We start from the raw sequence: 14,281 nt of genomic DNA, 5'->3' as shown, positions 1-14,281 counted from the left end.
GTGGAGACTTCGTTTTCTCGTTATCAAGCGTCAATCCAGACATTTCGACTCCATCTCCGTTGGACAGTGCTAACAAGTTCCTTCTATATAATGGCGTCAGAAGATGAACCAGCCCGTGATACCGGCGTGCACCAAGATGGCAATCGGGACACCGATCCGAAACATCGGCTTCAACGTCTTATGCCGGAAGAGGCGCATCGCAATATAAGCCCCAAATGCTCCTCCAATCCAAACAAGAATGAGTAACGTTCGTTCTGAAATTCGCCATTCCCCTGATTTCGCACGGCGTTTATCGAGGAAAAATGACATAAACGCTAGTAAATTAGTCACAATGTAATATAGCAGTAATAGTTCCAAAGACTAAAACCTCCTTTCTCTTCTCCTTAGTATAGACGAAAATGGCTCAACAAAGCCATTTGTATTTGGATTGTAAAAAATCAGATTCCTCTCATCTCGCTGAAAGCTTCTGTAACTGAACTGATATCACTCTCATATCAGGCTGTAACGGCAGTGAAATATACAGGTGTTACAGTAAGGGGGCGTTAGAAAAGGGAGGAATATTCTTATGAAAAAACCACTATTGACACTAACGGCACTCGCTGGCCTTAGTTTAGGAGTCGCTGCTCCAGCTTCGGCAGCATCAACACACACAGTTCAGTCTGGGGATACACTTTACCGTATCGCCGTGAACAACAACGTATCTGTAAATGATATCAAACAAGCGAACGGCTTAAACTCTAATATGATTTATCCAAACCAAGTATTGAAGCTTGCGAAGTCAGAAGCTAAAGCTTCAAGCGCTTCAAAAACGTATACAGTTAAAGCAGGCGACACGTTGTATCGCATCGCGACAAACAACGGCGTATCTGTCAACCAATTGATGACATGGAACGGTCTTAAATCAGATCTTATTTTCCCTGGTCAACAATTCTCTGTAAAAGGTGCCAACGCAGCATCGGTTGCAAATAGTGCACCAGCCGCTAAACCAAAAGCATCAACATCTGCACCAGTGACGAAACAGTCTACGTCTACAACGCAAACCCAAGCTCCGGCTTCAGGTAAGACGATGACTGTGGAAGCAACGGCTTACACGCCATACTGTGCAGGATGCTCAGGAATCACGGCAACAGGAATCGACGTCCGCTCGAACCCGAACCAAAAAGTCATCGCGGTTGACCCTTCAGTCATCCCACTCGGCTCTAAAGTATGGGTTGAAGGCTACGGCGAAGCAATCGCTGGAGATACTGGTGGCGCCATCAAAGGTAACAAAATCGATATCTTGATGCCGACACAAGAGCAAGCGCTCAACTTCGGTCGTAAATCAATCACAATCAAAGTCTTAAACTAATCGATTTACTCCAAAAACACCGCAGGCGCGGTGTTTTTTTGTGTGTCTATGACTGTGTCTGCAAACGAGCATTTCGTTTTGCCCATCATCGGGTAAACTAGATGATAAAGGGGGCGTCGAGATGGTCCCAACTGAAATCATCATCAGTATTCTTGGTATCGTACTGATTGTCCTGAACGTGACGTTCGCCGTCACCATCATCTTCTTCGAGCGGCGTGACATCGGTTCGACATGGGCTTGGTTGCTCGTGCTGTTTTTCATCCCACTGCTCGGTTTCTTCATCTACATCTTCTTCGGACGGTTAATCAAATCGAACAACTTTTATCAGGTCGACGAGGAGCGTCGTCACGAGTACGCCAAACACGTCGACGACCAATTGACCGAGCTTGATGCGCATGAAGGGCTTTTCGCCCATGACCCGCTCTTGTCAAAATATCGAAGGCTCGCCCGCTTGAACTTATCCTCCACGAATGCACTCGTGACGTATCATAATACGATTCAGGTCATCCATGACGGCGAGCAGAAGTTCGAAGCGTTATTCCATGACATCGAGATAGCGACGCAGGAAATCAACATCCAGTACTATATCATTCAAAATGACTCGCTCGGCCAAGCGCTCATCGAGGCACTCACGCGCCGGGCAAAAGAAGGCGTCAAAGTACGTCTGCTCTATGACGCCGTCGGCTCACGGGGATTGCGACGCTCCCATTTCAAACAACTCCTCGCGCACGGCGGCGAGGTGAAGTCGTTCTTCCCGTCACGCCTCGGTATCAACTTCCGCGTCAACAACCGGAATCACCGAAAGCTATGTATCATCGATGGGGAGATCGGCTATATCGGCGGTTTCAACGTCGGGAATGAATACCTCGGGACGAATCGTCAGTTCGGCTATTGGCGCGATGTGCATCTGCGGATGAGAGGGGAGGCGGTTCGTGAATTGCTCGAGCGTTTCCTCCTCGATTGGAACCGTGCCGTACCGACGAAACACCGGGCCGAGAAAGAGGACTTCCGTTGGCCGACTTCTCTACTCGAGACGTCTCGGTCACCGGTACAAATCGTCACATCTGGCCCGAACTCGTCGACCGAGCATTTGAAAAACATGCTCGTCAAGATGATCACCGAGGCGAAAGAGACGATTTACATCCAAACCCCATATTTCATCCCTGACGCTAGCTTCCTTGACGCCTGCCGCAACGCGCTCATGTCTGGGACGAAGATCCGCCTGATGATTCCGAACAAGCCGGATCACATGTTTGTCTATTGGGCGACGTATACGAATGCGGCCGAGCTCGTCCGCTACGGTGCCGAAGTATATACGTATGAAGGTGGGTTCCTCCATGCGAAGACGCTCGTCATCGATGGCGAGGTCGCCTCGATCGGCACGACGAACATCGACGCGCGCAGTTTCCGTCTCAATTTCGAGATCTCAGCGCTCGTTTATGACGAGGTCGTTGCCCAGTCTGTCATCGATGCATTCAATCGAGACCTCGCATGTGCCGACAGGTTAACGATTGAGCGTTATGAGACACGAACGAAATGGATCCGTTTCAAAGAGAGCGTGTCACGCTTGCTCAGCCCAATCCTTTAAAAAAGACCAGTCAAGACCGTCCGGCAGTGCCCGGCGAACTGACTGGTCTCTTATTTTTTGAGCGTCTGGGTGACATGTCGTTCGAACGCCTCGACGATGGGTACCGGGGCTTCTTTCTCCCCGTACTCGGCGGCCTCGAGCCAGACGGCGAAGCGGTTCCCTTCGCTGAATCCGATGCGGTCGAACCATTCCATGACCGTCTCCTCACGATGGCGAGGATGGGCCTGTTCGAGCCGGCGCCCGGCATCGAGCAAGCGGACGTGCCGTGGGGCCCGTGTGACGCGACGCCCGGCATCCGCTGCTTGATGGCGCTGTTTCGGTACCGTCACAGCCTCTTGAATCTCTTTACGGCGTTGCAAATAGATGAACAAGGCGACCAACCCGACCAGAAGGACGAGAAAAGCCAAAATCAAGAACAGCGATTGATTCGTCGCCGATTCGAGCAACGTCTCATTCGAAATCGTCTCGGCATCAATGTTCGGATTGTCCGGCACGAGAATCCGGTTGACGCGGTCGGTCGGATCCAAGTTGAACCCATCGAACCAACCCCCGATCCACACGAAGATGGGGCGAATCCAGGCGACGAGGTTACCGAACAATAACTCTTTGATTGTCCGGATGATCACAGCCAGTCCGAGACCGACGGCGAGGGCGACGACGAGCGTCGACAGCATCCGTTTATAGTCACGGCGGTAATATAGGCTCCGCTGCCAAAACAAGAACAAGAACGGGAAGACGATCATCGCGAGCGGCTGCGACGCCGGCGGAGACAACCAATCGACGATCAGGAAGAGCACGCTGGCGATCGCGTAACGGTCCGTCCAGTCGAGCGTCCGGATAAAGGCATGGACGTACGTGAACAAGAGCAACGTCACGCTCATCTCATAAGAAAACCAAAGGGCGGCGATGCTGAGTGCCGTCTGGACACCGAGTTGCCAGTTGCGCGGCAAGCGGAGCGTCAAGAGAAATACGAGTGGAAACGCGTGACCGACATAGAAAGCGGCAAATACCCACCAAAGTAGTTTCATCGGCCGTCACCTCCGAGCCGTAGAATCGATTGGCTGCCGCCATATTTGGCGACTTTCCGTTCGAACAGCGACCGGGCGAGCGGGAAGTCACGCTCCGATAGACAAGCGAGCGTCGTCATGACCTTGCGGAAATGCGTCTCACCGCTCCCCGGGGCGAGGTCATAGGTGATCCCTTCCTTCGTCAATGTCGGCACAATCAGCCCATAGCTCGCGTTCTCTTTCTCGAAGTCGCGGCATAGCGCCGCCGCCTGCGAAATCAACCGCTCCATCTGATGGGTGAGGGCGCGTCCGTCTTTCGTCAGCAAGTCGAGCACGACGACATATTCGTTCGCTTGGACGGGTTGCTCGGTCCGGGCAAGTAGCTCGCCGGTCTTCGCATAGGCCGACCAATACAGTTGCCGCATCGGCTGGCCGTGATACGGCGCCACTGACTGGAACGTCTCCGGGTCACGGTAGGCGCTATGACGGACCATCTCCTCCCCAGGTAACGTCGGAGGGCGCTTCGGAATCGGATAAGGCAGGAATTCAGGGAAGACATAGCCGATGCGGTCGAGCGGGTCTTCCTTATAGAGCGAGAACATACGGAGCGGGTCACGAATCTCCATACCGATCGCCTCCATGCGGATTGGTCCGCGTCGAATCGCCTTGAGCGGGAGCGTATAGGCGACGACCGCCTCGCGTCCGACATAGTTCTCTTGGCGCCAGAAGGCGTGTTCCTCCGACTCGACGGTAGGATGGAGATATCCTGACAGACGGACGACACCGAGCGGGACAGGCGCCGTTGAAACCAATTTGATTGTATACGTCTCTTCATCGTTCGGGAACAGCTTCAGCTCGTCGGTCACTTCGACATGTACGTATTCAGCGAGCCGGAACAACAACTCCGGCATGATGAGCGCATACAAGCTGAAACCGATAATTACACTCGCGAGGAAGACGTTGCCGTATAGGGCGGTGAACACCCCGACGACGAACAAGAGCCACATATACCCGGACTCGAGGTAGCGAGGGCTGACGAGTTGCATATCACACCTCTGACGGGACCGGGATGGTCTCCAAAACGGACTTGATCAATTTAGACGGCTTCGTCTTGAGCGACGCCTCGACCGTCAAGACGATGCGGTGTCCGAGAATCGGCAAGGCGAGCGCGCGGATGTCTTCCGGTGATACGTAATCCCGTCCGTCCATATAGGCATGCGCCCGAGCCGCCATCGTGTAGGCGAGCGTCGCCCGTGGGCTCGGTCCGACCTCGATATCCCGGTGATGACGGAGCGCCTCGACGAAATCGAGGAGATAGTCCTCCATCGCCTCGTGAAACAAGACATCACGGACGGCTTGCTGCATCTCGGCAAGTTCGGTCTGTTGCAACGTGAACGGGGCCGCACTCAAATGCTCGTTCCGTAGCAACCGGCGTTCCGACTCCCGAGACAACGGAGCGAGCGACAGTTTGAACAAGAAGCGGTCGAGTTGAGCCTGCGGCAACGGGAACGTCCCTTGCCCATCGAACGGATTTTGCGTCGCGATGACGAAGAACGGGTCCGGTAGACGAAGCGACACCTCACCGAGCGTCACTTGTCGCTCCTGCATCGCCTCCAGCAGTGCCGACTGTGTCCGAGGTGTCGTCCGGTTAATCTCATCGACGAGCAAGATTGACGTGAAAATCGGTCCAGTCCGGCGTTCGAACGTTCCCGTCGTCGGATTGAACAGCTCCATCCCTAAAATGTCACTCGGTAGCGTGTCCGGTGTACATTGCACGCGTTGGAACGCGGCCGAGACCGATGTGGCCAGGCTTCGTGCAAGCGTCGTCTTGCCGGTACCAGGCCGGTCCTCGAGCAGCACGTGGCCCCCGGAGAGGAGCGCGATCGTCGACAGCTTAATCGCCTTCGACTGCCCGATCACTTGATCGTTTAAATGTGTCGTCCATTGTTGCACCATAATAAAATTCCCCCGTCTATTTTCTGATAATTAAGAAAATCATAGCACACTCGCGGTCCGAGATGGAACGCTAAAGACCAGTGCTTCAAAATATGTACGTCACGTGTGGTCAATTCGAAGAAGCCGTCTTCGCTCTTTTCTGGCTCGGGAACTTAAAAACTAAGTAATAAGGACAATCATACTCGTGTATGGGTTTAAGGCACTGACCCATGCTGGTCCATCAAATAAAATATACGTAAGTGTGATGAGGACGGATGAGACGAATAATAGCTTTGAGAACATAGGTGATGTCTCTCCTTTGAAGCGAAATATAGAATAAGTTGACTATATCATGTCACTTTTGCAATAACCGCCCGACAAAAAAACTGACCTGCCTGTAGGAGGCAAGTCAGTCATCGCTTCGGTGTATCCAAATAGCGTTCAAAATGCCGTTCGAGCCAATCTTGGAAGAACGACATGAACGTACAGATGCCCCAGTAGATGAGGGCGACGACCAGATAGACGGTCATATAGTCGAACTCCCGGCCCCCGACGATCTTCGCCTTGTTGAAAATTTCAGGGACGGTGATCATGGCGGCGAGCGAACTCGCTTTAATCAAATCGAGGAACACGTTCGAAAGCGGGGGGAGCGCGATTCGCGTCGCCTGCGGCAAGATGATCCCTTTGAGCGTCAACCACTTGTTCATCCCGAGCGAGCGGGCCGCCTCGACTTGTCCTGGATCGACGGCACGGATCGCAGCCCGGACAATCTCCGCGATATAGGCCGCCGAGTTCAGACTGAACCCGATGATTGCCGCCGTCAGCGCTGCGAACTCGATGCCGATGAATGGAAACCCTGAATATAAGATGAACAGGATAATCAAAATCGGTACACCCCGCATGAACGAGATATAGAACGTCGACGGGAACCGTAACAACCGCGACGGTGACAGTTTCCCAAGGGCGAGCACGAGACCGAGCAACAAGCCGAAGAACATGCTGACGAATGAGATCCAAAGCGTGTTCGGCAAGCCGCCTAGCAGATAAGGGAACGAGCGCACAGCCAGGTCGACGTCAAAGATTGCTTCCCATTTCACACCTTCGAACATGATGGCTTAGTCCAATTCGACGATCGTCGCGTCGACGTCCGGTTCGACCGAGACATCGGCTCCGTTATAGAACGTTTCTGACAACTCTTTCACCGTTCCGTCTTCAAGCATCTCGCCAAGGACGCGGTCGATGTTCTCTTGGAGCTCTGCATTCTCTTTGTCCATCAAGAACGCGACTTCCTGTGGGTTATAGGCGATATCCGGGTGGATCGTGATATCGAAGTCCGGGAAGAAAGCGAGGGCGAGTGTCTGAAGATAGTAGTCGTTCAAGATGACGTCGGTCCGTCCTGTCGAGACGTCACGAAGGTACTGGTCGTTCGTCGCGTTGTCATAGATGACTTCCTCCGCCCCGTATTGACGTGCCACGTCCATGAAGACGGTTGTCGCTTCACCAGCGGCCTTTTTGCCTTTCAAGTCCTCGATTGACTCGATGCCAGACAAATCGCTCTTGCGAACGATGGCCGTCCCGTACGTGTACTTGTACGGTGTTGAGAAGGCGAACTTCTCTTTCCGGTCCTCTGTGACCGAGATATCGTTCGCTGCGACGTCGACTTGTCCGTTTTGGACGCTCGTCAACATGTTGTCGAACGCCATCTCTTTGAATTGAACCTCAAGGTCAAGACGTTTCCCGACCTCTTTCATGAGCTCGACGTCAAACCCAGTCAATGTATCGCTATCTTCTTCACGGAATGAGGCCGGGTAGAGTGTCCCCGCTGTACCGACCGTGAGTGTACCGTCTTCTTTGATTTCGTCCCAGCGCGAAGTTTCGGCCTGATCGGTGCTAGAATCACCACACGCCGCGAGCGGGACAGCCAGTAATAGCGATGCTGCCAAACCTTTTGTCATACGTTTCATTCAAGTTCCTCCTTAAGTTATCATCTGTCTAAAAATAGCATGACATACGCTTACAGGCAACTCCTAAGAGCGGATGAACAGCATTAAAGTTATTTTTGAAACATAAATCCATAAAGCGCTAACATGTTGATGAATGAAGGATTCAATCGAATGACACAGTTTAGTAATTATGATGAAACAGATCAATGGATGTCGGTTTGAACAATACGGTTTAAGCGAAAATATCATCGTGATGATCAGCCGACTCGGACCCATGTGAACTTTAATAATTCATGTATGATAGATAGTAAAGGCTTATTCGTAACATATTAAAATGAGGAGAGCGGGGGGCAAATGGAAAAATGGGAAAGATGCACCGTCAATCCAGAAATACCGGCCAAACTATATCTGCAGGCTCTAATTGATGATAAAGACGGATTAAGACTCGTGTTTATGGATACGCATGAGAACACGTATACATTCTTGTTTGACGGACTAGTGCTGTCGTATCGACATACAGACGAAGGAACGCTTATTAGAACGCTAGAACATTTATACAAACATCATGACCCTGATTTTTTTGGCGACTGGACACTCTTTCAAGTGACCGATTCCAGCTATTTAAAATGGCTAGCTGAAGAATCAACAAACATTTACGAAACGGTTTATAATATTCAGCATTACGTGTTCCTGACATCACATGATGTAATTGAAGTGTTGTCGACAGAACCACCGACTTTGATTTCATGACCGCCACTTTATGGCTAGTCTGGTGAGATCATGTAGTTATAGGATGGAGCGGTCATTACATATAGAAGGGAGAATAATGCAATGGAAGAAGCCCCGAACATCTCGATCAAAGCGTTAGATGAGTATTCCATCAGCGTCGTGAACGAAGCCAATAATCCGTTTCCAGTCATCGGGAAAATCATTCCGAGCTTTTCTGACGGGGTTTGGACGTATGAGGAACAGTTATATGAGAAAGCCCGTGTGACAAGCTTTCCAGACGATTTGCTGGATTGGTCTGAATACATCAACAGTGAGGACAAACAAATATTCTTGGCATTCGACGAGACAACATGTATTGGACAAATCCGTGTGGTGAAAGACTGGAACCGTTTTGCGTATATCGAGAACATCGCGGTCCGTGGAAGCTATCGCAACAGCGGGCTTGGGCATTTGCTGATAGAAGTTGCGGAGGCGTGGGCAAAAAAGCAATCGTTGCTTGGATTGTCACTCGAAGCGCAGAACGATAACGTGATCGCGTGTCGCTTTTATGCGAAAGAAGGGTTCGCGCTCGGCGGTGTCGATACGCTCAAACAGACCGGCAATCCGAACATCGATATGACGTTGTATTGGTACAAGATTTTCTGATTTTTTTCGAGAGGAGAGATGTCATATCTGACATCAATTTTCTTTATTTTTCTATTAGTTAACATAACATATATTATCAGTAAAAATAAAACTCCGTCTCAATACTTTAGTATACTTAAAGTAGTGAGACGGGATTTGAAATTTGAGGAAAGGGATTCAAGATCGTGTAAAACGAATCAAAGTGACACCTGGTTCCGGTTCGAACTCGGCGCTCGGTTTGAATCCGAGCTTCGTGTACAGCTTCTTGGCCGGACCGTTATGTTTTCCCGTATGCACATAGACAAGCTTGTCTTCATGCAAGCTGAGCACATGTTCGAGCAACGTCGTCGCGAGCCTCGCCCTGAAATACGTCGGATCGATACATAATTTCGTGACCTCGACCGTGTTCTCGGCCGCTTCGACCGTGATGAATCCGATCAACCGCTCGTCGTTATATAAGCCATAGCTCGTCCCAGGCAGATTTTGAATCACTTCGACCGTCTCATAACGCGCTGGAATCTCATCGAATCCGAACAGCTCGGCCTCGACCGCATAAGCGTTCCGTTGAATCTCGAGCATCTGCTCGGCCAGTTGATAATCTGTCGTCTGAATCTCGCGTAACTCCATCTATCAGCACCTCCGGTTTATCGTGAAAATAGACGTGCTTGCTTGCGTTTGGCCCGTTTCAGCGCCAAATAGAGCCGGTGTGTCCCAGCGACGGGCTGTCCGTGTCCAACGAACGTGTGGCGCGGTGCCAGGTCGATCAACTTCTCCGCATGCTCGACCGCTGCCCGTTTGTCCCAGGTCGCGACGCCCGGCAGCGGGAACAACGGGCGTACATCCCCTGCCACGGCGACTCCCCCACGGGTCTGGAACGCGTCACCAGCAAACAAGTTCCGCTCCTTTTCATCGAAATAGGCGATGGAGCCCGGCGTATGACCCGCTGCCGGATAGACCCTCAGACCGAACAAGCGCTCACCTGGGTCGAGCAATTTATCCGGCAAGGAGTGGATTGTTGGGAGCGATCCTTTTAGTTTGAGTGACCGCTCATCCGGGTCGGTCGTCTTGTCCCCTTCGAGGAGACGAGCATCGCGCCTCGAGACGTAAAGCTCGGCGTGCGGATGCGCCTTCAAGATGGCGTCGACACCACCGACGTGATCGCCATGGGCGTGCGTCAGCAAGATGGCGAGCAGCGGACGCTCCTGTGCCTCGATATACGCTAAAATCGCTTCAGCATTGCGCGCGAGGGCGGTGTCAATCAAGACGAGTCCGAGCTCCCGCTCAATCAACTGGACGTTAATCGGTAATACAGGCGCATAGAATGTCAGTTGATGGACGTGGTCAATCCGTGTGACTTTCATGATATCCCCTCCCCTTAATCAAACAACGTGATCCAATCTTCTTGCCATCTAGCTTCAAAACACATATAAAGCTGTTCCTGCGTGTTCCGCGCGGTCGATAAAGGTGGTAAGTTGTCCCGCGTGAAGAACGCGACCTCGCTCGTCTCATGGCTCACCTGCGCCTCGCCACCAATCAGCTCGCATTCGATGAACAGTTTATAGTAATGCTGCGACAGCGGTGGATGGTCGTGATGATGCATATCGAACAACGCGAGTAGCCGTACCGGTACGACATCAAACCCGGCCTCTTCCTCAATCTCCTTAATGATATTTTGGGCCGGGGACAACCCGACCTCACAAAAACCACCTGGTAACGTCCAAAGCCCGTCCGACCGCTCTTTGACGAGCAAGAGCGCATCGTCCCGGAAGACGACACCGCGTACGTCGAGTTTCGGTGTCGGGTATCCATCGACGTGCGTCAGTTTCGTGACCTCCTCCAAGGCGAGGTCTGACTGTCGTTCGAACATCTCGGTCGCGATTCGTTGAAGTTCGACGTAACGTTCTCGATCGAACTCGTCTTTCGTGAACGTCAAGCCAGCCTGTGCCAGCGCCTGGAGCCGTTTGGCCCAGTCGAGCCATTGAGACATAGTGATCCCCCCATGATTTTTCCTCTTACCCCATTCGCCAAACGATGGACTTGTTCCTTTTAGCAATACCCGCTCCCATAAGAAAGTACCTATCCTCCCCGTGATATACTGAAATGAGAACGGTGGCAAAGGAGGAACGATATGTCGATCGCAGTGTTATCCCAGTTCAAAGAAGACTTGGACGGCTATACCGAACGGCAGTTGCGCTATCAGGCAGCAGCAGACGTCTGGTCAATCGGGCAGATGTACGACCATATCATCGTGGTGGCCGAGGAATATGCAGACGAGATTGAACGGTGTCTCGCCTCACACGAAGAGCAACCGCTCGGAAAGACCGAATTCGGTGAACGATTGTTTCAGGCCGGTGGGTTCCCTCCGATTAAAATTCGTTTACCTGATGAGATGAACCAACCACCGAACAACACGGACAAGCATGAGACGCTCGAGCGACGACTCGACGAATTGTCTGCGCGTTTGAAGCGACTTGAACCGCTCGTCCGCGCGGCAAACCCTGACGTCAAAGCACGGCATGGCGGCTTTGGCTGGCTGAACGCACAGGAGTGGTACGACCTCATCGAGATGCATACCCGGCATCACTTGCGCCAACAGGCCGATTTGGAGCGCTATCTGATAGAGGCCGAGCTTTGAATCCATAAGAAAAACCCTGTATCAAAGACAATGGTCTCTGGTACAGGGTTTTCTTTAGTTCGATCTCAATCGAGATACACGTCCTCAATCTCTCCGAATGTCTCTTCATCAAACACGAACGAGCCGTTGGCGTAGCGGTCCAAGAGCGTCAACTGCTTCGTCTTGACCGTCTTCGCTTTCTCTTTCCCGATGATGTGGAGCGTCTCATCGTCATGCACCGGGAGCACGCGACGAATCTGGTGCGGTTTCGATTTGACTTCGCGGATGAGCATCGTCCCGCGCAAGTTGCGGTTCGTGCAGTCGAACTGATCCTCGAGCTTCATCTTCTTGACCGCTCCACGTTGCGTCACAAGGACGAACAGTGGCGGTGTGAAGAAGGCGAAAGCATCTGCGACCATATCCCCATCCTTCAAGTTCATCGCTTTGACGCCGGCAGCGCGCTGACCGACAACCGGCACGTCATCTTCTTTGAACCAGAGGCCGTAACCGCGCTCAGAGACGAGGAACAGTTGGCCAGGCCCGTCACTGATGCCGGCGAAGACGACCTCGTCGTCGCCTTTCAGTTTGAGCGCCATGAGCGCCTTCGACTTGCGTTGGGCGTCATAGTCACGGAGCGGTGTCCGTTTGACCATGCCTTCACGCGTCACAAACAGACAGTGCGCGTCGGTGTCGAACGTCGAGACGACATCGGCCGAAACGACTTGTTCGCCTTCGATCGGCACGAGGTTGGCGACATGCTGACCGGCGTCTTTCCATTTCGACTCTGGAATCTGATGGACCGGGATGAGCAAGTAACTGCCCTTGTTCGTCCAGACGAGCAAGTGGTCCGTCGTCATCGCCTGGGTGACGAGGACGGGACGGTCTTTCTGCTTCATCTCCGGCATCTCGTCGCTCGAGGCGCCATATGAGCGCATCGATGAACGTTTGACGTACCCGTCGCGGCTGACGAACACCATCGTCTCTTCGACGGCGATCATGACCTCTGTCTTCAGTTTCAACTCTTCGACCTCGGACTCGATGACCGAGCGGCGTGCGTCGCCGAACTCGTCACGGAGTGCGGTCAACTCTTTCGAGATGAGCTTCCGTTTCGTCGCGTCGACGTTCAAGATGTTGGCGAGGCGAGTGATCTCTTTTTGGAGCGCCTTCGCCTCTTTTTGCAGTTCGACGATATCCGTGTTCGTCAAACGATACAATTGGAGCATGACAACCGCTTCGGCTTGACGGTCTGAGAACGAGAACCGCTCCATGAGCTTCTGCTTCGCCTCGGACTTGTCTTTGGCCGAACGGATGAGTTCGAGCGTCTCGTCAAGGACCGAGATGGCCTGTTCGAGCGCATCGACGATCTCGGCGCGTTTCTTCGCCTGGTCGAGCTCGAACGTCGTGCGTCGAGTGACGACCTCTTCGACGTGCTTCAAGTATGCGTCGATAATCGACAAGAGACCCATCTGTTTCGGTGTCCGGTTGACGATGGCGACCATGTTGTAGTTATAGGCGAGCTGCAGATCGGTATGCTTCAAGAAGAAATGGAGCACACCTTCCGCATCGGCTTCCTTCTTCAACTCGATGACGACGCGGACACCGGTCCGGTCAGTCTCGTCACGGACTTCGGCGACGCCTTCGACTTTGCGGTCGAGGCGAAGCTCTTCCATCTTCTTGACGAGGTTCGCCTTGTTCACCTCATACGGGAGCTCGGTGATGGTAATCTGTTCACGACCTCCCTTAAGTGGCTCGATGACCGATTTGGCACGGATAATGACCTTGCCTTTGCCGGTCTCGAACGCCTTCAAGATGCCGTCTTTGCCCATAACGATCCCGCCAGACGGGAAGTCAGGTCCTTGCATATAACGGAACGCGTCATTCGTCGTCTCGACCTCACCTTTCAGACGGGCGATGGCGAGGTTGAGCACCTCGGTCAAGTTGTGCGGCGGAATCTCGGTCGCGTAACCGGCAGAGATTCCCGTCGTCCCGTTCATGAGCAAGTTCGGGAGGAGTGACGGCAAAACGAGCGGCTCTTCGGTCGAATCGTCGAAGTTCGGCGTGTAGTCGACCGTGTTCTTCGAGATCGACGTCAGCATGACGCCGGCGATCTTCGACAGACGGGCCTCGGTATACCGCATCGCGGCGGCCGAGTCGCCGTCCATCGAGCCGTTGTTCCCGTGCATGTCGATAAGCGGGTAACGCAACTTCCAGTCCTGCGATAGGCGCACCATCGCCTCATAGACGGAACTGTCACCGTGCGGGTGATAGTTACCGATAACGTTACCGACCGTCTTGGCCGATTTGCGGTACGGTTTCTCGTTCGTGTTTCCTTCATGGTGCATCGCATACAGGATGCGGCGCTGAACGGGTTTGAGCCCGTCGCGCGCGTCCGGGAGGGCCCGATCCTGGATGATATATTTCGAGTAACGCCCGAAGCGGTCACCGACGACCTGTTCGAGCGACAAGTTTAAAATGTGTTGAATCGTCGACATC

Annotated in this window: 15 protein-coding genes; 5 read left to right on the top strand and 10 right to left on the bottom strand. The window is 52.8% G+C overall.

Annotated features, from left to right (window positions below):
• Positions 1-96 precede the first annotated feature (96 nt).
• Positions 97-357, bottom strand: coding sequence for a DUF1294 domain-containing protein (locus tag KNP85_RS08035; RefSeq protein ID WP_251135329.1), 261 nt, complete (start codon positions 355-357; stop codon positions 97-99).
• 208 nt (positions 358-565) lie between these two features.
• Between KNP85_RS08035 and KNP85_RS08030 the strand changes: the two genes are divergently transcribed.
• Both KNP85_RS08030 and cls read left to right on the top strand, forming a co-directional pair.
• Positions 566-1,348: a LysM peptidoglycan-binding and 3D domain-containing protein gene (locus KNP85_RS08030; protein WP_021067451.1), complete on the top strand. Its 783-nt coding sequence runs from the start codon at positions 566-568 to the stop codon at positions 1,346-1,348.
• Between the two features lie 121 nt (positions 1,349-1,469).
• Positions 1,470-2,936, top strand: a complete 1,467-nt coding sequence (gene cls, locus KNP85_RS08025) for a cardiolipin synthase (RefSeq protein ID WP_131472679.1) — start codon at positions 1,470-1,472, stop codon at positions 2,934-2,936.
• 50 nt (positions 2,937-2,986) lie between these two features.
• On the opposite strand, the gene KNP85_RS08020 is transcribed toward cls, so the two are convergent.
• The 5 genes from KNP85_RS08020 to KNP85_RS08000 all read right to left on the bottom strand — a co-directional run bounded on the left by KNP85_RS08020 (position 2,987) and on the right by KNP85_RS08000 (position 7,842).
• A complete protein-coding gene (locus tag KNP85_RS08020; protein WP_131472677.1) occupies positions 2,987-3,964 on the bottom strand; it encodes a hypothetical protein in 978 nt (325 codons plus the stop codon).
• Entirely contained in the window at positions 3,961-4,989 is a 1,029-nt protein-coding gene (locus tag KNP85_RS08015) for a DUF58 domain-containing protein (RefSeq protein ID WP_131472675.1), read from the bottom strand. The genes KNP85_RS08020 and KNP85_RS08015 overlap by 4 nt, the downstream gene beginning before the upstream one ends.
• A 1-nt stretch (position 4,990) precedes the next feature.
• Positions 4,991-5,899 carry an AAA family ATPase gene (locus tag KNP85_RS08010; protein WP_029595449.1) on the bottom strand — a complete coding sequence of 303 codons (909 nt, stop codon included), beginning with the start codon at positions 5,897-5,899 and terminating at the stop codon, positions 4,991-4,993.
• A gap of 392 nt (positions 5,900-6,291) precedes the next feature.
• Positions 6,292-6,987, bottom strand: coding sequence for an amino acid ABC transporter permease (locus KNP85_RS08005; protein WP_214802584.1), 696 nt, complete (start codon positions 6,985-6,987; stop codon positions 6,292-6,294).
• Positions 6,988-6,993: 6 nt separating this feature from the next.
• Complete coding sequence (locus KNP85_RS08000) at positions 6,994-7,842, bottom strand: transporter substrate-binding domain-containing protein (RefSeq protein WP_029595448.1); 849 nt, start codon at positions 7,840-7,842, stop codon at positions 6,994-6,996.
• Between the two features lie 333 nt (positions 7,843-8,175).
• On the opposite strand from KNP85_RS08000, the gene KNP85_RS07995 reads away from it, so the two are divergent.
• Both KNP85_RS07995 and KNP85_RS07990 read left to right on the top strand, forming a co-directional pair.
• Entirely contained in the window at positions 8,176-8,571 is a 396-nt protein-coding gene (locus KNP85_RS07995; RefSeq protein WP_029595447.1) for a hypothetical protein, read from the top strand.
• 81 nt (positions 8,572-8,652) lie between these two features.
• A complete protein-coding gene (locus KNP85_RS07990) occupies positions 8,653-9,195 on the top strand; it encodes a GNAT family N-acetyltransferase (protein ID WP_029595446.1) in 543 nt (180 codons plus the stop codon).
• A 156-nt stretch (positions 9,196-9,351) separates the two neighbouring features.
• On the opposite strand, the gene KNP85_RS07985 is transcribed toward KNP85_RS07990, so the two are convergent.
• From KNP85_RS07985 to KNP85_RS07975, 3 genes are read right to left on the bottom strand one after another with little or no spacing between them, the layout of a single operon-like run.
• A complete protein-coding gene (locus KNP85_RS07985; protein WP_029595445.1) occupies positions 9,352-9,801 on the bottom strand; it encodes a GNAT family N-acetyltransferase in 450 nt (149 codons plus the stop codon).
• A 17-nt stretch (positions 9,802-9,818) separates the two neighbouring features.
• On the bottom strand, positions 9,819-10,535 hold the full coding sequence (locus KNP85_RS07980; RefSeq protein ID WP_029595444.1) for an MBL fold metallo-hydrolase: 717 nt from the start codon (positions 10,533-10,535) through the stop codon (positions 9,819-9,821).
• 14 nt (positions 10,536-10,549) lie between these two features.
• Positions 10,550-11,161 carry an NUDIX hydrolase gene (locus tag KNP85_RS07975; RefSeq protein ID WP_029595443.1) on the bottom strand — a complete coding sequence of 204 codons (612 nt, stop codon included), beginning with the start codon at positions 11,159-11,161 and terminating at the stop codon, positions 10,550-10,552.
• A 141-nt stretch (positions 11,162-11,302) separates the two neighbouring features.
• Between KNP85_RS07975 and KNP85_RS07970 the strand changes: the two genes are divergently transcribed.
• On the top strand, positions 11,303-11,809 hold the full coding sequence (locus KNP85_RS07970; RefSeq protein ID WP_214802581.1) for a DinB family protein: 507 nt from the start codon (positions 11,303-11,305) through the stop codon (positions 11,807-11,809).
• Positions 11,810-11,874: 65 nt separating this feature from the next.
• Here KNP85_RS07970 and parC read toward each other — a convergent pair whose 3' ends face one another.
• Complete coding sequence (parC, locus tag KNP85_RS07965) at positions 11,875-14,280, bottom strand: DNA topoisomerase IV subunit A (RefSeq protein WP_029595441.1); 2,406 nt, start codon at positions 14,278-14,280, stop codon at positions 11,875-11,877.
• Position 14,281 lies beyond the last annotated feature (1 nt).

This window comes from Exiguobacterium sp. s194 (assembly GCF_018618275.1).
GTDB classification, from domain to species: domain Bacteria; phylum Bacillota; class Bacilli; order Exiguobacteriales; family Exiguobacteriaceae; genus Exiguobacterium; species Exiguobacterium chiriqhucha.
The sequence above is the reverse complement of the archived record's forward strand: the minus strand, read 5'-3'. Positions and strand labels throughout refer to the sequence as shown.